A 22334-nucleotide genomic window follows, 5' to 3' on the forward strand; every position below is an offset into this window, starting at 1 on the left:
ATCTATTCTGTGTTTAAGTGATTTTTAGCACCGTACTATTATACTACAAAATCGGCTTTTTTGGTAATAGAATTTCACTTTTTTTGGTATAATGGAAAGCAACAATGGACTAGAAAGAAGTAACATGCAAGATAAGATTGTCATCCATGGGGCACGCGCCCATAATTTAAAAAATATTGACGTGGAAATTCCACGAGACAAGCTAGTTGTGGTGACGGGGTTGTCGGGTTCGGGCAAATCCAGTCTTGCCTTTGATACTCTTTATGCAGAAGGGCAACGCCGCTATGTAGAGAGTCTATCAGCCTACGCTCGTCAGTTCTTAGGAAATATGGAGAAACCAGATGTGGACTCTATCGATGGTCTTAGTCCCGCCATTTCCATTGACCAGAAAACGACTAGTAAAAACCCTCGCTCAACTGTAGGAACCACGACTGAAATCAACGACTACCTACGTCTCCTTTATGCTCGTGTAGGAATACCCTACTGTATCAATGGGCATGGGGCTATCAAGGCTTCGTCTGTAGAGCAGATTGTAGACAAGGTTTTGGAATTGCCAGAACGCCAGCGCTTGCAGATCCTAGCGCCTGTTATCCGTAAGAAAAAAGGGCAACACAAAACGCTGATTGAAAAGATTCAAAAGGATGGCTACGTTCGTGTCCGTGTCGATGGGGTTGTCTACGATGTGACTGAAGTTCCTGAACTTGAAAAGAATAAGCAACACAACATCGATGTGGTGGTAGACCGTATTATCATCAAAGAGGGTATCCGTAGTCGTCTCTTTGACTCCATCGAAGCCGCCCTCCGTATTGCTGAAGGTTATGTAGTTATCGATACTATGGATGATTCAGAGTTGCTCTTTTCAGAACACTATGCCTGTCCAGTATGTGGTTTTACAGTTCCAGAGCTAGAACCTCGTCTCTTCTCCTTCAATGCACCTTTTGGCTCTTGTAATGAGTGTGATGGTTTGGGGATCAAACTGGAGGTTGATACGGACTTAGTAGTACCAGATGCTAGTAAAACCCTTGGTGAGGGAGCCTTAGCACCCTGGAATCCTATCTCTTCTAACTATTATCCAAACATGCTGGAACAAGCCATGACAGCCTTTGGAGTGGACATGGATACTCCTTTTGAGGCCTTGTCCGAGGAGGACAAGCATCTCATTTTCTATGGTTCAGATGGTAAAGAATTCCATTTCCACTATGAAAATGAATTTGGTGGAGTTCGCGACATTGACATTCCTTTTGAAGGAGTTGTCAATAATATCAAGCGGCGCTACCATGAAACCAATAGCGACTACACCCGCACACAGATGCGCCTTTATATGAATGAGCTAACCTGTGGTACTTGTCATGGTTATCGTCTTAATGACCAGGCCTTATCTGTTCGTGTAGGAGGAGAGAAAGGACCTCATATCGGAGAAATTTCAGACCTCTCCATCGCAGACCATTTGGAAGCTATTGATCAGTTGACCCTATCAAAAAATGAAGCCATTATTGCTCGTCCGATTCTTAAGGAAATCAAGGACCGCTTGACCTTCCTCAATAATGTCGGTCTCAACTATCTGACCCTTTCTCGTTCTGCAGGAACATTATCAGGTGGGGAGAGCCAACGTATTCGCTTGGCGACTCAGATTGGTTCCAATCTCTCAGGAGTGCTTTATATCCTAGACGAGCCGTCAATCGGTCTTCACCAGAGGGACAATGACCGTCTGATTGCCAGTCTGAAAAAGATGCGTGATTTGGGGAACACCTTGATCGTAGTAGAACATGATGAAGATACCATGCGAGAGGCGGATTATTTGATTGATGTTGGTCCTGGTGCAGGGGTCTTTGGTGGAGAGATTGTAGCAGCAGGAACGCCTAAGCAGGTGGCTCGCAACAGTAAATCCATCACAGGTCAGTACTTGTCAGGCAAACGTGCCATTCCAGTACCAGAAGAGCGCCGTGTGGGGAATGGTCGTTTTATTGAGGTTACAGGAGCGCGTGAGAACAACCTGCAAAATGTCACAGCTCGCTTCCCACTAGGAAAATTCATCGCAGTGACAGGGGTGTCGGGCTCAGGGAAATCGACCCTCATTAACAGTATTCTTAAAAAAGCCATTGCTCAAAAGCTCAATCGCAATTCAGACAAACCTGGTAAGTTTAAAACGATTACAGGGACTGAGCATGTCGATCGCCTGATTGATATTGACCAGAGTCCAATCGGACGAACGCCGAGGTCTAACCCTGCTACCTACACGGGTGTTTTCGATGACATCCGAGACCTCTTTGCTCAGACAAATGAAGCCAAGATCCGTGGTTACAAAAAGGGTCGTTTCAGTTTCAATGTTAAGGGCGGTCGTTGTGAAGCCTGTTCAGGCGATGGGATTATCAAGATTGAAATGCACTTCCTGCCAGATGTTTACGTGGCTTGTGAAGTCTGTCATGGAACCCGCTACAACAGTGAAACGCTGGAAGTTCACTACAAGGAAAAGAATATCTCGCAAGTCTTGGATATGACCGTCAACGATGCGGTGGAATTTTTCAAACACATTCCGAAAATTCAACGCAAACTCCAGACTATCAAAGATGTTGGTCTAGGTTATGTGACCTTGGGACAACCAGCCACGACACTTTCTGGAGGAGAAGCGCAGCGTATGAAGTTGGCTAGCGAACTCCACAAGCGCTCGACAGGGAAGTCCTTCTACATTTTAGATGAGCCGACAACTGGTTTGCATACTGAGGACATCGCTCGATTACTCACCGTTTTGTCTCGCTTTGTCGATGATGGCAATACAGTTCTCGTGATTGAGCACAATCTGGATGTCATCAAAACAGCAGACCATATCATCGACCTAGGACCAGAAGGTGGTGTCGGTGGCGGAACCATTATCGCAACAGGAACACCAGAAGAAGTAGCTGCTAATGAAGCCAGCTATACAGGACAGTATTTGAAAGGAAAGTTACATCATGAATAAACGTGTGCAAGCATTTTTAGATAAAATGCAAGAAAAAGAATTAGATGGAATCATTATCAACAACCTCAAAAATGTCTACTATTTGACAGGATTTTGGGGTTCAAATGGAACGGTCTTTATCAGTCGTGACCGTCAAATTTTAGTAACAGATGCTCGCTATATTATCGCTGCTAAGCAGGAAGTTACTGGTTTTGAGATTTTTGCAGACCGCGATGAGTTAGCTGTTATTGCAAAGATTGCAAAAGACATGGGGCTTTCTCGCATCGGTTTTGAAGATGAAATCTCGGTTTCTTATTACCACCGCATGCAGGCAGCCTTTGAAGGTTTGGAACTAATTCCTCAGACACAGTTTGTTGAAGCGCTTCGCATGATTAAGGATGAAATAGAGATTGCGACTATTCGCAAGGCTTGTTCAATATCAGATCAAGCTTTCCACGATGCGCTTGAATTTATCAAGCCAGGGAAGACTGAAATTGAAATTGCCAACTTCCTTGATTTCCGTATGCGTGAGCTGGGAGCGGCAGGTTTGTCTTTTGACACAATCTTAGCGAGCGGTATCAACTCTTCTAAACCCCATGCTCACCCAATGCACAAGCCAGTAGAACTAGGCGAAGCTATCACTATGGACTTTGGATGTCTTTACGAGCATTATGTGAGTGATATGACTCGTACCATCTACCTAGGCCATGTCAGCGACGAACAAGCAGAAATCTACAACACTGTTTTAAAGGCTAACCAAGCATTGATTGACCAAGCTAAGGCCGGCTTAGGTTTCCGTGACTTTGACAAGATCCCTCGTGACATTATTGTGGAAGCAGGCTATGGACAATACTTTACACACGGTATCGGGCACGGGATTGGACTTGATATTCACGAAGAGCCGTACTTTAGCCAAACTTCCAAAGAAGTTATCAAAACTGGTATGGTCTTGACTGATGAACCTGGTATTTATATTGAAGGTAAATATGGGGTTCGTATCGAAGATGATATCCTGATTACAGATACCGGTTGTGAATTATTAACCCTTGCTCCAAAAGAATTAATCGTAATCTAAGAAAAATGAGATAAATCGTTGACTTTTACTAGTTAAAGGTTTATACTGAAAGGCGAAAACGGTAGGTGAGGCTACCATAGGGATACGGATGACTACCGCAAAGCAGTGGAGACACTACTCGTTGGTCAACAGTCCTGATCGCGAAGGTCAAGACTAAGCTCATTACATCGCCCTATGGAGTTAAAGCTTGAACGAAAACAGATCATAAGTTTTAGTCCTGCCATTTTATGGTGGGATTTTCTGCTGTTTTAGAACAAAGAAAGGAGACAAACGATGCAAATTGACGATCATCCAGAACCGCACATACACACCCAATCGCTGATTTGTGTCGTTCTGTCCTTATAAAGTGATTGGTCCCTGTGTATGAAATCACCATTCATACAGATAGGAGAAACCAATGAAAACTACAAAAGAAAGACTAGCAGTAGCTATTCAAACTCCATTAAAAGATAGTCTAGCTTTTTACCATACAAGTCTAAAAGGCTTAGACCAAGAACAAGTCGAAGAAAACCGTGACCTATATGGTGAAAACACCATCACCAAGGGCCAAGAGGATTCCATCTTAAAAAAGATTTATGAGTCCATTATCAATCCTTTCACAATTATTTTGCTTGTGATTGCCTTTATCTCTCTCGTTACAAACGTCTGGCTTGCCAAACCTGGTCAAGAGGATCCAACGACTTCTATCATTATCGTTGTCTTGGTTTTGATTTCAGGAGGTATCCGTTTTGTCCAAGAATTGCGGAGCGACAAGGCAACAACCAATCTTTCAAAAATGATTGTCAATACAGCAACTGTTATTCGTGATGGTCTTGAACAAGAGTTACCAATCGATGACTTGGTTGTAGGAGATCTCGTGAAATTGAGTGCTGGAGATATGATTCCAGCAGATGTCATCTTATTTGAATCCCGCGACTTTTTCGTTCAACAGTCAGGCTTGACTGGAGAAAGTGATGCAGTTGAAAAGCTTGCTTTAAATAAAGCCACAAGTCAAAATGTAGAGAGTCTTTTAGAAGCAGAATCCTTGGCATTCATGGGGACAAACGTTATCTCAGGAAGTGCTACAGCTATGGTCCTGGCAGTTGGGGATGACACCATGATGGGAGCCATCGAACAAACTCTCAACACCTATGATGAGCCAACTTCTTTTGAACGTGAAATGAACAGCATTTCTTGGCTCTTGATCCGTTTGATGCTTGTCATGGTTCCGATCGTATTTTTCGCAAATGGTTTGACCGATGGAGACTGGCTAGAGGCTGGAGTATTTGCCTTGAGCGTGGGTGTCGGACTTACACCAGAAATGCTTCCAATGATTATCACAGCCAGCTTGGCCAAAGGTTCCATTATCATGGCCAAGGAAAAGGTGGTCATCAAAAAACTCAATGCTATCCAGGACTTAGGAGCAATCGATATCCTATGTACAGATAAAACTGGAACTCTAACGCAAGATGAGATTGTCTTAGAATACCCCTTGGATATCCATGGTGATTTGGATATGGCCGTCTTGAGAAGAGCTTATCTAAATTCACATTTCCAAACCGGTTTGAAAAACTTGATGGACCGTGCCATTATCAGTAGAACCGAAAAAGAAGCCAAAGAACACGCTATTCTACAAGATTTGGATAACATCTTCCAAAAGATTGATGAACTGCCTTTTGACTTTGAACGCAGACGCATGAGTGTCATCGTCAAAGACGATAGCAATGTCGTTAGTATGGTTACCAAAGGCGCTTTAGAAGAAATGTTGACCATTTCGACTCATGTGGAATATCGCGGAGAAATCATTCCCCTAACCGAAGACATTCGCCAAGAAGTATTGGCAGAAGTTGGTCAATTAAACCGTCAAGGTTTGCGTGTTTTAGGTGTTGGTTACAAGTCAGGTCTACGTGAAGATTATGCCTATGCTGTGACTGATGAAAGTGACATGATCCTTACGGGTTACCTTGCCTTCTTGGATCCGCCAAAACCATCTGCAGCACCCGCTATTCAAGCTCTGCTTGAGCATGGTGTCAAAACAAAAATTTTAACTGGGGATAACGAAAAAGTAACCCAAGCCATTTGTGAAAAGGTTGGTTTGGACGTTGAGCATATGCTCTTAGGGGCTGACATTGACCAAATGACAGATCAAGAATTGGCAGAAGCGGTTGAAAGTGTAACAGTATTTGCTAAATTGTCTCCTGATCAAAAAGCTCGTATCATTTTACAGTTAAAGAAAAATGGTCACGGTGTTGGTTATATGGGTGACGGTATTAATGACGCTCCATCCATGAAGGTGGCAGATGTCGGTATTTCTGTAGATACAGCAGTAGACATCGCCAAAGAAACAGCGGATGTTATTTTGCTAGACAAGGATCTCATGGTTCTTGAGACTGGTATTGTTGAGGGCCGTAAGGTCTACGCCAACATGACCAAGTACATCAAGATGACAGTTAGTTCAAACTTTGGGAACATCTTCTCACTCCTTGTTGCGAGTATCTTCTTGCCATTTCTGCCAATGGCCCCTGTTCATCTCATCGTCCTAAACCTAGTCTATGATTTGTCTTGTGTGGCATTGCCATTTGATAATGTGGATCAAGACTTCCTTAAACAACCCCATACATGGGAAGCAAAATCCATTACGCGATTTATGGTTTGGATGGGACCAATCTCATCTGTCTTTGATATTTTGACCTTTATCTTCCTCTACTTTATCATTGTTCCATTGGTAACAGGTCATCACTATGTTCACGGATCTGAATCTGCCCTTCAGTTTATTATCTTGTTCCAAACAGGATGGTTCATCGAATCTATGTGGTCTCAAACCATGGTTATCCATATGCTTCGTACAGCAAAAGTTCCTTTCCTACAAAGCAGACCAGCTTGGCTTGTGATTTTGATGACTTTGGTTGCAGCCTTTTTCGTAACCAGCCTACCTTATGGACCACTGGTAAATATCCTTCGTCTAGCACCCTTAGGATTTCCTTACTTCTTGTTCTTAATCTGTATTATTTTCTTGTATATGTTTAGCGTCACAGTTATTAAGAAATTTTACATTAAGAAATATAAAGAATGGTTATAGTTCGTGTTTTGTCAAGAAAAAAGTTCAAAAATTGCCAAAAAAGTTAAAATTTTTTAAAAATAGGTCGCAAGTCCGATGTTTTTTATGGTATAATAGTCTAAACTGATAGTAACATGTAGCGAAAGGGGTAGGTACATGATCAAAATTTATACAGTCTCAAGTTGTACTAGCTGTAAAAAAGCTAAGACCTGGCTCAATGCCCACCAGTTAAGTTATAAAGAACAAAACCTCGGTAAGGAAGGAATTACGAGAGAAGAATTACTTGATATTTTGACAAAAACAGATAATGGAATTGCAAGTATCGTATCATCGAAAAATCGTTATGCAAAGGCTCTGGGTGTTGATATTGAAGATTTGAGTGTCAATGAAGTGCTCAACCTGATTATGGAAACACCTCGCATCTTGAAAAGTCCGATTCTTGTAGATGAGAAACGCCTGCAAGTCGGTTATAAAGAAGACGATATCCGTGCCTTTTTGCCACGCTCTGTCCGTAATGTGGAAAATGCAGAAGCGCGTTTACGTGCGGCTCTATAAAACATCAAGGCTGGGAGCGACTCCTGGCCTTCTCTAATATTTAAATTGGATAACATGTGAGGATTTATGAAAAAGTTAGTCATTGGAACATTCGCAGCACTATTTTTGCTCGTTGGATGTGGTCAGAAAAAAGAAACAGCAGCTTCAACTACTGAGAGTTCTCAAGAAGCCCTACAGTCTACCTTGCCCGTATTAGAAAATGCAAGCAAGAATACAGTTGTTACCAAGACCTTGGTTTTGCCAGCTGATGAGAGTGGTGCTCAGCAAACTCAAATCATTACCTACAAAGGCAATCAATTTTTAAGCTTGACCATTCAGCAGAAACGTCCTGTATCAGAAGACTTAAAAACTTATATTTCTGAGCGAGGATTAGATGAAGCTAAAAAAGCTCTAAAAGAAGCTGAGGATAAGGATGAGTCTGTTCAAGCGGCTCGAAAAATTTCAGGATTTACCATTGAAACGACTCTTTTAAATGAGAAAGAAATGGAAACCAAGACTAGCTATGATTTCCAAACGATGGATATTAAAAAAGCAAGTGAAAACGAATACTTGAAGAATGTTGGACTGGAAAATCTATTGAAAAACGAACCAGAGGACTATATTGCTAATCGTGTTGCAAATGGGGCAACAGTCCAGTAAAAAGTCAGAGAAAATCAGCAGAATCAGACTGTGTGATTTGTAGAACGACCGCGAATGTGCTATAATAGTACTATTCTAAGGAAAGAGGGTGTTAGAATGGGATTTACTGAAGAAACCGTACGTTTTAAATTGGACGATTCCAATAAAAAAGAAATCAGTGAAACATTGACAGATGTCTATGCTTCTTTGAATGAAAAGGGCTATAACCCTATTAACCAGATCGTGGGCTATGTTCTCAGTGGAGACCCAGCTTACGTTCCTCGTTATAACAATGCACGAAATCAAATCCGTAAGTATGAGCGAGATGAAATCGTTGAAGAATTGGTTCGCTACTACCTTAAAGGACAAGGAGTCGATCTATAATCTATGAGAATTATGGGATTGGACGTTGGTTCCAAAACGGTAGGAGTAGCGATTAGCGATCCGTTAGGTTTTACGGCACAAGGGCTTGAAATCATCCAAATCAATGAAGATCAAGGTCAGTTTGGTTTTGAACGTCTCAAGGAACTCGTTGAAACCTATAAAGTAGACCGTTTTGTTGTTGGTTTGCCTAAAAACATGAACAACACAAGTGGCCCACGGGTGGAAGCTAGCCAGGCATATGGCGAGAAGTTGGTAGAGCTCTTTGGCTTACCGGTAGATTATCAAGATGAACGCTTGACTACGGTTGCTGCTGAGCGTATGTTGATTGAGCAAGCAGATATTAGTCGCAATAAGCGTAAAAAAGTTATTGATAAATTAGCTGCTCAATTGATTTTGCAAAATTATTTAGATAGAAAATTTTAAGACAGAGGAGAAACTATGTCACACGATCACAACCACGATCACGAAGAACGTGAACTTATTACACTTGTAGATGAGCAAGGAAACGAAACTTTATTTGAAATCCTTTTGACTATTGATGGAAAAGAAGAATTTGGTAAAAACTATGTCCTTCTTGTACCAGTTAATGCAGAAGAAGATGAAAACGGCGAAGTTGAAATTCAAGCTTATTCATTCATCGAAAATGAAGATGGAACAGAAGGTGAATTGCAACCAATCCCTGAAGATTCAGAAGATGAATGGAACATGATTGAAGAAGTCTTCAACAGCTTTATGGAGGAGTAAAAACATCCAGTGGATGTTTTTAGCCCAGTTCCTTGAAATAAGAGAGAACTGGTAATTCCGGGGAACGTTTTTACCCCAACTCCTAGAAACTAGGGAGAGTTGGAACGTCCGGGGGACATTTTTCTCCCATACTAGAATTAAATACTAGCTAATGAAGTAAAAAGCGAAGAGAATCTTCGCTTTTTTGTTAAGGATTAAGGAGATTAAGCGTGTTTGAAGTAGAAAAATGGCTTCATAGTCGAATCGGTTTGAATTTTAGATCAGGTTTAGGGAGGATGCAGAGTGCGGTAAACTTGCTGGGAAATCCTGAGCAAGCCTATCCTATTATCCATGTGACAGGGACAAATGGAAAGGGTTCAACCATTGCCTTTATGAGAGAGCTCTTTGTTTCTCATGGTAAGAAGGTGGGGACCTTTACTTCCCCTCACATTGTTAGCATTCATGATCGGATTTGTATCAATGGTCAACCCATATCGGACGCAGACTTTATTCGTTTGGCAAATCAAGTTAAGGAAATGGAGCAAAGACTTCTAGAAACACATGACCAGCTATCTTTTTTTGAGTTGTTAACCGTGATTGCTTTGCTTTATTTTAAAGAACAAGGGGTGGATCTAGTTCTATTAGAAGTTGGAATTGGTGGCTTGCTTGACACGACCAATGTGGTTACTGGAGAGATCGCAGTTATTACATCAATTGGCCTAGATCACCAGGAGACCTTGGGCAATAGTCTGGAAGAAATCGCTGAACAGAAAGCAGGAATTTTTAAGCAAGGAAGAGCAGCAGTGATTGCAAACTTAGCTCCTGAAGCCCAGCTCGTTTGTCAAAAGATAGCAGAAGATTTAGATGTCACTCTCTACCAAGCTGTCCGAGATTTTTCTTTCAAATCAGGACATTTTTCTTCTTCTCTAGCGGATTTGACCCGACTAAAACTGGGTTTGGAAGGAGCTTATCAAGAGGAGAATGCTGCTTTGGCTTTGCAGGCATTTCTGTTGTTTATGACAGAGAGAGGTGAAAAGGTCGATGAGGAAGTTGTCCGGTGTGCTCTGAAAACAACCAGTTGGGCTGGGCGTCTAGAAGCTGTTACGGAGCACATTTATCTAGATGGTGCCCACAATCTACCAGCCTTGGAGCGGTTAGTTGAATTTATCCAGCAAAAAATTCAGCAAGGTTGTCACCTTCAAATCCTTTTTGGAGCTTTAAAGCGTAAGGATTATAGCGGAATGTTAACTTATTTGACAGATCATTTACCTGATACAGCTCTCTATGTGACGAGCTTCGACTATCAAGGCTCTTTGGAGGAGCAGGATTTAAGTGGATATCATAGAGTTGCTTCCTATCGAGACTTTATAGATGATTTTGAAAAGTCTGCAGGGGAGAAAGACTTACTGTTTGTGACAGGTTCCCTCTATTTTATATCTGAAGTTCGTGCCTACCTTATAAAAACATAGTTGCTTGATAGACCTTGTTTCTTTTATTTGATATAGTATAAGTAGAATAGTTCTGCAGTTTTTCTGCCTTTATCTCCTGAAAGAAAGGAGACATTATGTCACTAAAAAAATTACACTTTCTCTTGCTACTGTAGCAAGTCTTAGTCTTTTAGTTGCTTGTTCGTCAACAACTAAGTCGACACCTTCATCCCAAGCAAGCACTAGCTCTGAAGCGAGCACTAGTCAAGTATCAGAAACCAGTGCTTCTAGTTCTACTACTAGTGCAAAGACTGACACAACTACTAATATAGATGGGACCTACAAGGGCCAAGACGAGGGAGATAGCATTACTCTTATAGTCACTGGAAATACCGGAACGTGGACAGAAGTTGAAGCGAACGGAGATCAAGAGGTTAAGAAGGTGACCTTCGAACCAGAAAATCAGAGAGTCTTTATTGGAGACGATATCAAGATTTATGTGGCAGAAGAGAACCAGATTATTATCGATGACATGGCCCGCGACGTTTCTGATCGTATCGTTTTAAAGAAATAGACATCATTTGTAGGGATTTGGATCTGTAAAAGACGGATTCAAATCCTTTTTCGTTGACTTTGAGCTCAAAAAAATTCCATACTTTTAAGGTAGCTAATGTCTACCACAAAAGTATAGAATGAGTGAAATTAAAGAAATCGTTCTTGTAAAAACTGAGCGACGCCATCTTCTTCATTGGTCAATGGTAATTGCTCGTCTGCGAAAGGTAACAGAGCAGGATTAGCATTTTTCATGGCATAGCCTTTACCTGCAAAAGAAAGCATCTCTTGGTCATTGTGTTCGTCACCAAAGGCAATCAAATTCTGTTTGTCTATATTCATGACCGTGAGAAGATATTCAAGGGCAAAGGCCTTGTGAACTCCTTTGGGAGTACATTCGAGAATGTTCAAAGGACCACCCCAAGTATTAATATTGAGTTGGTGCTTGTAAAAGCTGTTCATCTCTTCTGCAAGAGCATATTTGTCACTTGCACGAGTCTGCAATAAAATGCAGTTAGGGTCCTTGGTGACTAAGTTAGACTGGAATTGATTTTCAGGGCGAAAGTTTTCAACACCAAATAATTTAGGGTCGGCAATCTCCTTGTCTGGAGCCGTAATGTAGAACTTTTTACGGTATTCACTTGCGATAAAGTCTGCCTCAATCTTCTCTTTTCGTTGAACCATATCTAAGAGATATTTTTTATCAACAGTCAGGCATTTTTCATGCTCCCAAACCTTACCAGGCATATGAGTGAGTGAACCGTTGAAGTTGATCATAGGGGTTTCAAGTTCAAGTTGATCATAAAAATCTTTGGCCATACGGTAAGGGCGACCAGTTGCGATAACAACTTGGTGGCCTTTTTTTGAGATTTTCTTAATCGTTTCAATAGTAAAGTCAGAAAGTTTGCTTTCAGAGTTGAGTAGGGTACCGTCCAAATCGACGGCAATCATTTTTTTAGTCATAAAATCCTCCCGAATCTAGTTTCAGATAAGATGTTTTCTATTATATCAGAAAGTGACTAGAAAAGCTGATAATAAGTAAAAAGAAGGAGAAAAGTATCGGATAAGATTTTTATGATTCAGTAAAAACATCTTGAAAATATGAATGATTGATGGTATAATAGTCATATTGTTCGTAAAATGACAAAGGAGATTAAAAATGGACAAACTATTTAAACTAAAAGAGCACGGGACAGACGTCCGTACAGAGGTTCTTGCTGGTTTAACAACTTTCTTTGCAATGAGTTATATTCTCTTTGTAAACCCTCAAATGCTTTCACAAACAGGAATGCCTGTTCAAGGTGTATTCTTGGCAACAATCATCGGTTCTGTTGTGGGAACTTTGATGATGGCCTTCTATGCTAACTTGCCATATGCGCAAGCTCCAGGTATGGGACTAAATGCCTTCTTCACATTTACCGTCGTATTTGGGATGGGTTATAAATGGCAAGAAGCTCTTGGAATGGTCTTCATCTGTGGGATTATTTCATTGATTATTACATTGACCAATGTTCGTAAAATGATCATCGAATCTATTCCTACAACTCTTCGTTCAGCGATTTCAGCTGGTATTGGGGTTTTCCTTGCTTATGTTGGGATTAAGAATGCTGGTCTCTTGAAATTCTCGATTGACCCAGGTACCTATACAGTAGCAGGTGAAGGAGCAGATAAGGCTCAAGCAGCACTTACTGCAAACTCAGCAGCTGTTCCAGGATTGGTAGACTTCAACACTCCAGCTGTCTTGGTAGCTCTTGCAGGTATTGCCATTACTATCTTCTTCGTTGTTAAGGGGATCAAAGGTGGTATCATCCTTTCTATTTTAACAACGACTGTTCTTGCCATTGCGGTTGGTCTTGTTAATGTGTCAGGGATTGACTTTGCAAGCAATAATCTTTCATCAGCCGTTAATGACCTAGGAACCTTGTTTGGTGCTGCTCTTGGTTCAGAAGGATTGGGATCTCTGATTTCAAACACTTCTCGTTTGCCAGAAACCTTGATGGCCATTCTTGCTTTCTCATTGACAGATATTTTTGATACTATCGGTACTCTTATCGGTACTGGTGAAAAAGTTGGTATCATTGCAACAAGTGGTGAAAACCATGAGTCAGCTAAATTGGATAAGGCTCTTTACTCTGACTTGGTGGCAACTTCAGTAGGTGCTATTGCAGGTACTTCAAACGTTACAACTTATGTTGAGTCTGCAGCTGGTATAGGTGCTGGTGGACGTACTGGTTTGACAGCTTTGGTTGTTGCCATCTGTTTTGCCCTATCAAGCTTCTTTAGCCCACTTCTAGCAATTGTTCCAACAGCTGCAACTGCACCAATTTTGATCATTGTCGGAATTATGATGCTTTCTAACTTGAAAAATATCCCTTGGGATGATATGGCTGAAGCTGTTCCAGCTTTCTTCACATCTATCTTTATGGGATTCAGCTACTCAATCACACAAGGGATTGCCGTTGGTTTCTTAACTTATACTTTGACGAAGGTTGTCAAAGGTCAAGTGAAAGATGTGCATGTCATGATTTGGATTTTGGATGCCTTGTTTATCTTGAACTACATCAGTATGGCTCTTAACTAATGACAAAAACTAAAAAAAGAGGGGAGTCTCCTCTTTTTTTGTTGATGGAAATATCACAAAATAAAACTTTTTGGTATAATAATTACATGTACACAAAAAATGAAGATGAGTTGGTTGCACTTGGGGAAAAGCTAGGGCACTTGTTAGAAAAAAATGATGTGTTGATTTTGACTGGTGAATTAGGTGCTGGGAAAACAACGCTAACAAAGGGTCTGGCTAAGGGATTAGGCATTCATCAAATGATTAAGAGTCCTACTTATACCATTGTTAGAGAATATGAAGGACGTCTACCCTTATATCACTTAGATGTTTATCGTATTGAAGGGGATGCAGATTCTATCGACTTGGATGAATTTCTTTTTGGTTCAGGTGTAACGGTTATTGAGTGGGGACATCTATTGGGGGAAAATCTTCCATCAGATTATCTGGAGTTAGAAATCCTTAAAAAAGATGAGGGCCGAGAAATCGTCTTTCATGCTCATGGCCAAAGAGCGACAGAACTTTTGAAAGGATTGACGGATGGAGTATGATCTTTTAATCCGTGAAGCGGAAATCCAGGATGCTTCAGCGGTCATTGCTCTCTTAGATCAAATTGGTCAAGAGTCTAATTTTACCAGTCTGGATGAAAATGGGATTGCAATGAGTGAGTCTGAGATGCAACATTTTTTGGATAAGCAGGCCCAGTCGGATAATCAAATTACCCTACTCGCTTTTTTGAATGATGAGTTAGTAGGAATCATCAATACAACAGCTGATCAACGTCCGCGAGTCAGTCATATTGGAGATGTTTTTTTAGGAATAAAAAAAGCTTACTGGGGAAATGGTCTCGGTAGTATCTTGATGGAAGAAACTATTGAATGGGCCAAATCAAGTGGTAGTATTCGACGGTTACAATTGACAGTTCAAAAAAGAAATCTTGCCGCGGTGCATCTGTATGAAAAAATGGGCTTTATCATAGAAGGATTACAGGAACGTGGTGCTTGTATAGAAGGAGGAGAGTTTCTAGATGTTTACCTAATGGGTCAACTGATAGACGAATAAGAGTATGGTAAAAAAAATAATTGGAATGTTTTTGGGTTTGGTCCTTGTGACTGTGCTAGGTGTAGGTGCCTATGCCTATACAATTTATCAGCAAAGTACGCAAACTTTAGCTAAAACCTATAAAAAAATCGGTGAAGAAACCAAGGTCATTGAAGCGACCGAACCTCTGACGATTTTGCTTATGGGCGTGGATACAGGAAATGTTGAACGTACAGACCCATGGGCTGGGAATAGTGATTCAATGATCTTAGTGACAGTGAATCCTAAAACTAAGAAGACGGTCATGATGAGTTTGGAGCGTGATATTCTCACACAAATCCAGCAACCAGATGGTAGTGTTAGAGAAGCGAAACTCAATGCTGCCTATGCTGATGGCGGAGCAGAGTTGTCTATTTCAACGATTCAAAAGATGATGAATATTCATATCGACCGTTATGTGATGGTCAATATGCATGGCCTTCAAAGAATGGTTGATGCTGTAGGTGGTATTACAGTCAACAACACTCTCGGCTTCCCAATTTCTATTCAAGATCAGGAACCTTTTAATACGATTTCGATTGGAGTCGGTGAGCAAACCCTCAATGGTGAAGAAGCCCTTGTTTATTCACGCATGCGTTATCAGGATCCTGAAGGGGACTATGGTCGTCAAAAACGCCAGCGTGAAGTGATTCAAAAGGTTGTCGAGAAAATTCTTAGTTTGAACAGTGTGAGTCACTACCAAGAGATTCTGAAGGCTCTTAGTGACAACATGCAGACAAATATCGAGATTACAACGACAACCATTCCTCAGTTGATGGGTTATCAAGATTCCTTTAAAAATATCGAAACCCAACAATTACGTGGTGAAGGTGAAATGATTGACGGGATTTCTTACCAAATCGTTTCTGGTGAGCATATACTAGAGATGCAAAATCTTTTACGCCGTTCGCTCGGACAACCAGAGGTTACGAATTTGGAGACCAATATAGTCTTGTACGAGAATCTTTTTGGCCACTTGCCACCATCTTCTGAGGAGTCAGAATAACAAGAAACTATCCATCAAATCGTAGGAATTATCCTGCGATTTTTTCAAAGAAATCCGAATAGGTAAGTAGGAGGAAAAAATGAAAGCAGAAATTATAGCTGTTGGAACAGAGATTTTGACAGGTCAGATTGTCAATACCAATGCGCAATTCTTGTCTGAAAAATTGGCTGAAATCGGTGTAGATGTCTATTTTCAGACAGCTGTAGGAGATAACGAGGCTCGTCTCTTATCCTTGTTAGAAATTGCTCAGAATCGCAGTAGTCTAGTCATTTTAACAGGTGGCTTGGGACCGACGGAAGATGATTTGACCAAGCAAACTTTGGCCCAATTTTTGGGACGCGACTTGACTTTTGATCCTCAGGCTCAGGCTAAGCTAGATGACTTTTTTGCTCATCGACCAGACTATGCTCGTACTCCTAACAACGAGCGCCAAGCTCAGATTGTTCAAGGTTCAACTCCATTACCAAACGAAACAGGACTGGCAGTCGGTGGTATGATCGAGGTGGCTGGGGTAACCTACGTTGTTCTACCAGGACCTCCAAGTGAATTGAAACCTATGGTCTTAAATGAGTTGCTTCCAAGATTGACAACAGGATCTAAGCTCTATTCACGTGTGCTACGTTTCTTTGGGATTGGTGAGAGCCAGCTAGTGACCATTCTATCAGATTTGATTGACCAACAGACGGATCCAACCTTGGCACCTTATGCTAAAACTGGGGAAGTGACGCTTCGCTTATCGACCAAGGCTAAGAGTCAAGAAGAAGCGGATCGTGTTCTAGATACTTTAGAACAAAAAATCCTTGAAAGAGAAACCTTTGAGGGTGTTTCACTTCGAGAAATTTGCTATGGCTATGGGGAAGAAACCAGTTTGGCTAGCCTGGTAGTAGAAGAGTTGAAAAAGCAAAAGAAAACTATCACTGCAGCAGAAAGCTTGACTGCAGGTCTTTTTCAAGCTACTTTGGCTGATTTCTCAGGTGTATCTGCTATCTTTAAAGGTGGTTTTGTGACCTATAGCCTTGAAGAAAAAGCTAAGATGCTTGATATTCCAAATGCTGAATTGGAAAAACACGGAGTCGTCTCAGCCTTTACTGCTGAAAAAATGGCTGAACAGGCGCGAATCAAGACTCAGTCAGATTTTGGCATTAGTTTGACAGGAGTGGCTGGACCAGATAGCCTAGAAGGTCAACCAGCAGGTACAGTCTTTATCGCTTTGGCGCAAGCTTCGGGGACAGAAGTTATCCAGGCCAATATCGCAGGTAGAAGTCGTGCAGATGTGCGAGAAATTGCAGTCTTACATGCTTTTAACCTAGTTCGCAAAGCTTTATTAAGTGCTGGAGATTTGTTATAATAGAAGAAGGTCTAAGGACTATTAGAATACAGGAGAATAAAATGGCGAAAAAACCAACAAAAAAATTAGACGAAATTGGCAAAAAATTTGGTGCTGATCGTGAAAAAGCCCTAAACGATGCCCTTAAATTGATTGAAAAAGACTTTGGGAAGGGGTCAATCATGCGCTTGGGTGAACGTGCAGAGCAAAAGGTCCAAGTGATGAGTTCAGGTTCTTTGGCTCTTGATATTGCACTTGGTTCAGGTGGTTATCCAAAGGGACGTATCATTGAAATCTACGGGCCAGAATCATCAGGTAAGACAACAGTAGCCCTTCACGCTGTAGCACAAGCACAAAAAGAAGGCGGAATTGCTGCCTTTATCGATGCGGAGCACGCGCTTGACCCAGCCTATGCAGCAGCGCTTGGTGTTAATATCGATGAATTGCTCTTGTCACAACCAGATTCAGGTGAGCAAGGTCTTGAAATTGCTGGGAAATTGATTGACTCAGGTGCGGTTGACCTTGTTGTTATCGACTCAGTTGCTGCCCTTGTACCTCGTGCAGAAATCGATGGAGATATCGGAGATAGCCACGTTGGTCTTCAAGCTCGTATGATGAGCCAGGCTATGCGTAAACTCGGAGCTTCTATTAATAAGACTAAGACAATTGCTATCTTCATTAACCAATTGCGTGAAAAAGTAGGAGTTATGTTTGGTAATCCAGAGACAACTCCTGGTGGACGTGCCCTTAAATTCTACGCTTCTGTCCGTTTGGATGTTCGTGGAAGCACACAAATCAAGGGAACTGGTGACCAAAAAGATACGAGCGTAGGTAAGGAAACCAAGATTAAGGTTGTTAAAAATAAGGTAGCTCCACCATTTAAAGAAGCCTTTGTTGAAATCATGTATGGTGAAGGAATTTCAAGAACTGGGGAGCTTTTGAAGATTGCAAGTGATCTTGACATCATCAAGAAAGCAGGAGCATGGTATTCTTACAAAGACGAAAAGATTGGTCAAGGTTCTGAAAATGCTAAGAAATACTTGGCAGATCACCCAGAAATCTTTGATGAAATTGACCACCAAGTTCGTGTCAAGTTTGGCTTGATTGAAGATGATGCAGTAGCTGATGAAAAAGTTGCACCTGTGGAATCAGAAGTAACTAATCAAGAAGTGACTCTTGACCTTGGCGATGATCTTGAAATCGAAATTGAAGATTAAAAAGTAAAAGTGGCGGAGGAATCCCCACTTTTTCTGCTATATGAGAATAAAGAAACAAGGTTATGAGAGCAGGAATGACAGATTTTCACAGTAAAAATGAGGAAGACTATTGCAAAAGATTTGATTTGATGATAAAATAAATTGAAAATAAAAGTAATGCCAAGGAGATTGTTGGTATGGAAAAACGTTTAGTTCGCAATGTTCAAGATAAAAAAATTGCAGGTGTTTGTGCAGGTCTTGCTGACTATTTAGATATTGATGCAACACTTGTTCGTGGACTTTGGATTCTCTTCACATTGCTAGGTGGATCAGGAATTCTTGCTTACCTCATTCTTTGGCTCATCATGCCAGAAGCTGGAACAGAAGCGTAAACTTAGTGCATCTTTATAAGATAAATCATGATAAGGCTGAGACAAAATTGTTTCAGCCTTATTTATAGTGGATTGAAATAAGGGATGAACAATTCGATTAGGAAAGTCAAACTTATTTCTAGAGATATTTTAGAATTCGTAGCGTACTATTCTAGATTCAATCTACTATAATTTTGTTGTGTAGCAGATTGAATAGAAAACACTATAGTAGATTCAAATAAGGGATGAACAATTCGATTAAAAAAATCAAACTTATTTCTAGAAATATTTTTAGCAGTCGTGATGTACTATTATAGATTCAATCTACTATAATTTTGTTGTGTAGCAGATTGAATAGAAAATACTATAGTAGATTCAAATAAGGGATGAACAATTCGATTAGGAAAGTCAAACTTATTTCTAGGAATATTTTTAGCAGTCGTAATGCACTATTCTAGATTCAATCTACTATATTTTGATGGATTTAGCAAAACTTTCTGCTATTTGATTTCGGAATCACAAAAAAATCACCTGTAGCACAGGTGATTGAGTTTTCATTGTCGAGAAGTTTGCAGTTTCTTACTGGGAAGTTAAAGACTGCAGTATAGATTAGTGTTCACTAAAGCGACGGTACTCGATGTGGAAGTCAAAATAATTTTCTTCTTGTAATTTTTGGAAGATATTCCGATAGGCTTCTTCATCAAAGTGGTCGCCACGATATAGAATCTCAAAACTAAGACCTTCGTACTCCAAAAAAGCATTGGCTGTTTTGAAGCCGTTTTGTAGGTAGAAGTCCATGCGGGCTTTTCGTTGTTCGAGGTTATCACAATCTTCGTCCAACCGCTCCACTTCAAGAATCATGGTACGTTGGTAAAAATCAATGAGTTTTTCAATGATTTCTCTCCCGTAGCCATGACTACGGAGATGAGGCATAATAGCAAAGAAGCTAATGTAGAATGCTTTTTGGTTGGAAATGGCAAAAGCGAAGCCGACAAATTCTTCCTCGTTATAGAAAGCGAAAAAGTGGGCATCATCTCTATCCTGGTAACTTAAAAATTCTTCCAAAGAGACACGTTCTTCTTCAGGAAAGGCTTCCTTGTTTAATTGGTCGACTTTTTCAAGGTCTGGGAATGCATCTGTAATTAACTGGCTGGTTAAGCTCATGCGTATCCTCCTTTTCTGTCACGATTATACCAGATTGTTTGTATCTAGGCAACGCTTTCTTATCCAAACTCCCTTGTTCCCCTACTAGAAAGCTGATATAATAGCCTTATGAATAAAAAATCAACGGTGGACCTGATTCATGGTCCCATCCTTCCCGCGCTAATTAGTTTTGCATTACCGATTCTACTTTCCAATATCTTTCAGCAACTTTACAATACGGCTGATATTTTGATTGTTGGGCGTTTTTTAGGTCAAGAATCCTTGGCGGCAGTCGGAGCAACGACAGCCATTTTTGATTTGATTATCGGCTTTGCTCTCGGTGTTGGAAATGGGATGGGTGTTGTTATTGCACGTCTCTACGGCGCTCGTAATTTTGAAAAGATTAAGGAAGCTGTCGCAGCAACTTGGATTTTAGGGATTATCTTGAGTGTGCTTGTCATGTTGATGGGCTTTTTTGGTCTTTATCCACTCTTACAGTACCTAGAAACACCTGTAGAAATTCTCCCTCAGTCCTATGAATATATCTCCATGATTGTTAGCTGTGTGGGAGTGAGCTTTGCTTATAATCTTTTTGCAGGTTTGCTACGCTCTGTTGGTGATAGCCTTGCTGCGCTTGGTTTTCTTATTTTCTCAGCCATCGTTAATGTCATTCTGGATTTGTATTTTATTACACAATTGCAGTTGGGAGTTCAGTCTGCGGGTCTTGCAACCATTATCTCGCAAGGCTTGTCAGCAATCCTCTGTTATTTCTATATTCGCAAGAGTGTTCCAGAGCTTCTTCCAGGTCTCAAACATTTCAAATGGAATAAGGCTCTCTATGTTGACCTTTTAGAGCAAGGGTTAGCTATGGGCTTGATGGGTTCAATCGTCTCTATAGGAAGCGTCATTTTGCAATCCTCTGTTAATAGTTTTGGAGCAGTCATTATCAGCGCCCAAACTGCAGCGCGCAGAATCATGGCTTTTGCTTTATTGCCAATGACGGCAATTTCTGCCTCTATGACCACTTTTATCTCTCAAAACTTTGGGGCAAAACGTCCCGAACGTATCGTCCACGGTCTTCGACTAGGGAGTTATATCAGTATGGCTTGGGCAAGCTTTGCTTGTGTATTTCTATTTTTTGCAAGTCCTAGCCTGGTTTCTTTCCTAGCGAGTTCGACAGATGGTTATCTGATTGAAAACGGAACTTTGTACCTACGCATCAGTTCTGTATTCTATCCATTTTTGAGTCTGTTATTGATCTATAGAAATAGCTTACAGGGGCTAGGTCAAAAGCTCCTACCTCTCGTATCTAGCTTTATCGAGTTATTTGGGAAAATTATTTTCGTCGCTTGGATTATTCCTTGGACAGGTTATACAGGTGTGATTCTATGTGAGCCCCTTCTCTGGCTAGTTATGACTGCCCAACTTTACTTCTCACTTTCCAAACATCCATGGATCAAAGAAGGCAAAAAACTCTTGGCTACTGGCGGGAAATCCTAGCTTAATTTACAAAAGAAAAATCCATTTCCTCTAGTGAAAATCGGATAGACTTGTGTTATAATAAGAAAGATTAAAATGTGAAAAAAGGAGATTCCTAATGGGACGTAAATGGGCCAATATCGTAGCTAAGAAAACGGCTAAAGATGGAGCTAACTCTAAAGTATATGCAAAATTTGGTGTAGAAATCTATGTAGCAGCTAAAAAAGGTGAGCCAGATCCAGAACTAAATACTGCTTTGAAATTCGTTATCGATCGTGCCAAACAAGCGCAAGTACCAAAACACGTTATTGATAAGGCTATCGATAAGGCAAAAGGAAACACAGACGAAACCTTTACAGAAGGACGTTACGAAGGATTCGGACCAAATGGTTCTATGTTGATCGTTGATACTTTGACTTCAAACGTTAACCGTACAGCTGCCAACGTGCGTGCTGCCTTTGGTAAAAACGGTGGGAACATGGGAGCTTCAGGTTCTGTATCTTACCTCTTTGACAACAAAGGTGTTATCGTCTTTGCAGGTGAAGATGCTGATGCTATCTTTGAACTCTTGCTTGAAGCAGATGTTGATGTAGATGATGTAGAAGCAGAAGAAGGAACAATCACTGTCTACACTGCACCAACTGACCTTCACAAGGCTATCGTTGCTTTGCGTGAATCTGGTATTGAAGAATTCCAAGTAACTGAATTGGAAATGATTCCACAATCAGAAGTTGAGTTGTCAGGTGAAGATTTGGAAACATTTGAAAAACTTTACGGAGTACTTGAAGACGACGAAGACGTACAAAAAATCTACACAAACGTAGACGGATTCTAAGAATAAAAATAACCCCTTTGAAAATTCAATA

21 protein-coding genes and 1 riboswitch are annotated in these 22334 nt (G+C 40.8%); of the genes, 19 read left to right on the forward strand and 2 right to left on the reverse strand.

Annotated elements, in window-relative coordinates:
* Positions 1-124: 124 nt before the first annotated feature.
* From uvrA to QM406_RS00575, 10 genes are all read left to right on the forward strand, one after another.
* Positions 125-2956: an excinuclease ABC subunit UvrA gene (gene uvrA, locus QM406_RS00530; protein ID WP_414273103.1), complete on the forward strand. Its 2832-nt coding sequence runs from the start codon at positions 125-127 to the stop codon at positions 2954-2956.
* A complete protein-coding gene (locus tag QM406_RS00535; protein ID WP_414273104.1) occupies positions 2949-4010 on the forward strand; it encodes a M24 family metallopeptidase in 1062 nt (353 codons plus the stop codon). Before uvrA ends, QM406_RS00535 begins: the two co-directional genes overlap by 8 nt.
* A gap of 53 nt (positions 4011-4063) precedes the next feature.
* A riboswitch (M-box (ykoK) riboswitch) is annotated at positions 4064-4217 on the forward strand.
* Positions 4218-4407: 190 nt separating this feature from the next.
* On the forward strand, positions 4408-7068 hold the full coding sequence (gene mgtA / locus QM406_RS00540; RefSeq protein WP_414273105.1) for a magnesium-translocating P-type ATPase: 2661 nt from the start codon (positions 4408-4410) through the stop codon (positions 7066-7068).
* Between the two features lie 135 nt (positions 7069-7203).
* Positions 7204-7602, forward strand: coding sequence for a transcriptional regulator Spx (spx, locus tag QM406_RS00545; RefSeq protein WP_000591165.1), 399 nt, complete (start codon positions 7204-7206; stop codon positions 7600-7602).
* Between the two features lie 66 nt (positions 7603-7668).
* A complete protein-coding gene (locus QM406_RS00550) occupies positions 7669-8241 on the forward strand; it encodes an SP0191 family lipoprotein (protein WP_414273106.1) in 573 nt (190 codons plus the stop codon).
* 96 nt (positions 8242-8337) lie between these two features.
* Complete coding sequence (locus tag QM406_RS00555) at positions 8338-8604, forward strand: IreB family regulatory phosphoprotein (protein WP_000507060.1); 267 nt, start codon at positions 8338-8340, stop codon at positions 8602-8604.
* 3 nt (positions 8605-8607) lie between these two features.
* On the forward strand, positions 8608-9027 hold the full coding sequence (gene ruvX / locus QM406_RS00560; RefSeq protein WP_414273107.1) for a Holliday junction resolvase RuvX: 420 nt from the start codon (positions 8608-8610) through the stop codon (positions 9025-9027).
* A 15-nt stretch (positions 9028-9042) separates the two neighbouring features.
* Complete coding sequence (locus tag QM406_RS00565; protein ID WP_000017624.1) at positions 9043-9348, forward strand: DUF1292 domain-containing protein; 306 nt, start codon at positions 9043-9045, stop codon at positions 9346-9348.
* A gap of 209 nt (positions 9349-9557) precedes the next feature.
* A complete protein-coding gene (locus tag QM406_RS00570) occupies positions 9558-10796 on the forward strand; it encodes a bifunctional folylpolyglutamate synthase/dihydrofolate synthase (RefSeq protein ID WP_414273108.1) in 1239 nt (412 codons plus the stop codon).
* 76 nt (positions 10797-10872) lie between these two features.
* Positions 10873-11328, forward strand: a complete 456-nt coding sequence (locus QM406_RS00575) for an SP_0198 family lipoprotein (RefSeq protein ID WP_414273137.1) — start codon at positions 10873-10875, stop codon at positions 11326-11328.
* A 128-nt stretch (positions 11329-11456) separates the two neighbouring features.
* On the opposite strand, the gene QM406_RS00580 is transcribed toward QM406_RS00575, so the two are convergent.
* On the reverse strand, positions 11457-12269 hold the full coding sequence (locus tag QM406_RS00580; protein ID WP_414273109.1) for a Cof-type HAD-IIB family hydrolase: 813 nt from the start codon (positions 12267-12269) through the stop codon (positions 11457-11459).
* Positions 12270-12465: 196 nt separating this feature from the next.
* On the opposite strand from QM406_RS00580, the gene QM406_RS00585 reads away from it, so the two are divergent.
* From QM406_RS00585 to QM406_RS00615, 7 genes are all read left to right on the forward strand, one after another.
* On the forward strand, positions 12466-13887 hold the full coding sequence (locus tag QM406_RS00585; RefSeq protein WP_075232344.1) for an NCS2 family permease: 1422 nt from the start codon (positions 12466-12468) through the stop codon (positions 13885-13887).
* An 86-nt stretch (positions 13888-13973) separates the two neighbouring features.
* Positions 13974-14417: a tRNA (adenosine(37)-N6)-threonylcarbamoyltransferase complex ATPase subunit type 1 TsaE gene (gene tsaE, locus QM406_RS00590; RefSeq protein ID WP_007555495.1), complete on the forward strand. Its 444-nt coding sequence runs from the start codon at positions 13974-13976 to the stop codon at positions 14415-14417.
* Entirely contained in the window at positions 14407-14928 is a 522-nt protein-coding gene (locus QM406_RS00595) for a GNAT family N-acetyltransferase (RefSeq protein ID WP_153224559.1), read from the forward strand. The genes tsaE and QM406_RS00595 overlap by 11 nt, the downstream gene beginning before the upstream one ends.
* Before the next feature lie 4 nt (positions 14929-14932).
* Positions 14933-15952, forward strand: coding sequence for a biofilm formation/cell division transcriptional regulator BrpA (gene brpA, locus QM406_RS00600; RefSeq protein ID WP_153224558.1), 1020 nt, complete (start codon positions 14933-14935; stop codon positions 15950-15952).
* 79 nt (positions 15953-16031) lie between these two features.
* Complete coding sequence (locus QM406_RS00605) at positions 16032-17300, forward strand: competence/damage-inducible protein A (protein WP_371607900.1); 1269 nt, start codon at positions 16032-16034, stop codon at positions 17298-17300.
* 41 nt (positions 17301-17341) lie between these two features.
* Positions 17342-18496 carry a recombinase RecA gene (recA, locus tag QM406_RS00610; protein WP_315640339.1) on the forward strand — a complete coding sequence of 385 codons (1155 nt, stop codon included), beginning with the start codon at positions 17342-17344 and terminating at the stop codon, positions 18494-18496.
* Positions 18497-18672: 176 nt separating this feature from the next.
* The gene (locus QM406_RS00615; protein ID WP_075229618.1) at positions 18673-18867 is read left to right on the forward strand and encodes a PspC domain-containing protein; all 195 of its coding nucleotides are present in this window, start codon (positions 18673-18675) and stop codon (positions 18865-18867) included.
* 588 nt (positions 18868-19455) lie between these two features.
* Here the strand turns inward: QM406_RS00615 and QM406_RS00620 are convergent.
* Positions 19456-20010, reverse strand: coding sequence for a GNAT family N-acetyltransferase (locus QM406_RS00620; protein ID WP_414273110.1), 555 nt, complete (start codon positions 20008-20010; stop codon positions 19456-19458).
* 108 nt (positions 20011-20118) lie between these two features.
* Between QM406_RS00620 and QM406_RS00625 the strand changes: the two genes are divergently transcribed.
* Both QM406_RS00625 and QM406_RS00630 read left to right on the forward strand, forming a co-directional pair.
* On the forward strand, positions 20119-21489 hold the full coding sequence (locus tag QM406_RS00625) for an MATE family efflux transporter (RefSeq protein WP_414273111.1): 1371 nt from the start codon (positions 20119-20121) through the stop codon (positions 21487-21489).
* Between the two features lie 97 nt (positions 21490-21586).
* A complete protein-coding gene (locus QM406_RS00630) occupies positions 21587-22303 on the forward strand; it encodes a YebC/PmpR family DNA-binding transcriptional regulator (protein ID WP_045762594.1) in 717 nt (238 codons plus the stop codon).
* Positions 22304-22334: the final 31 nt, after the last annotated feature.

It is taken from the genome of Streptococcus infantis (assembly GCF_047465035.1).
Lineage (GTDB): Bacteria > Bacillota > Bacilli > Lactobacillales > Streptococcaceae > Streptococcus > Streptococcus infantis_T.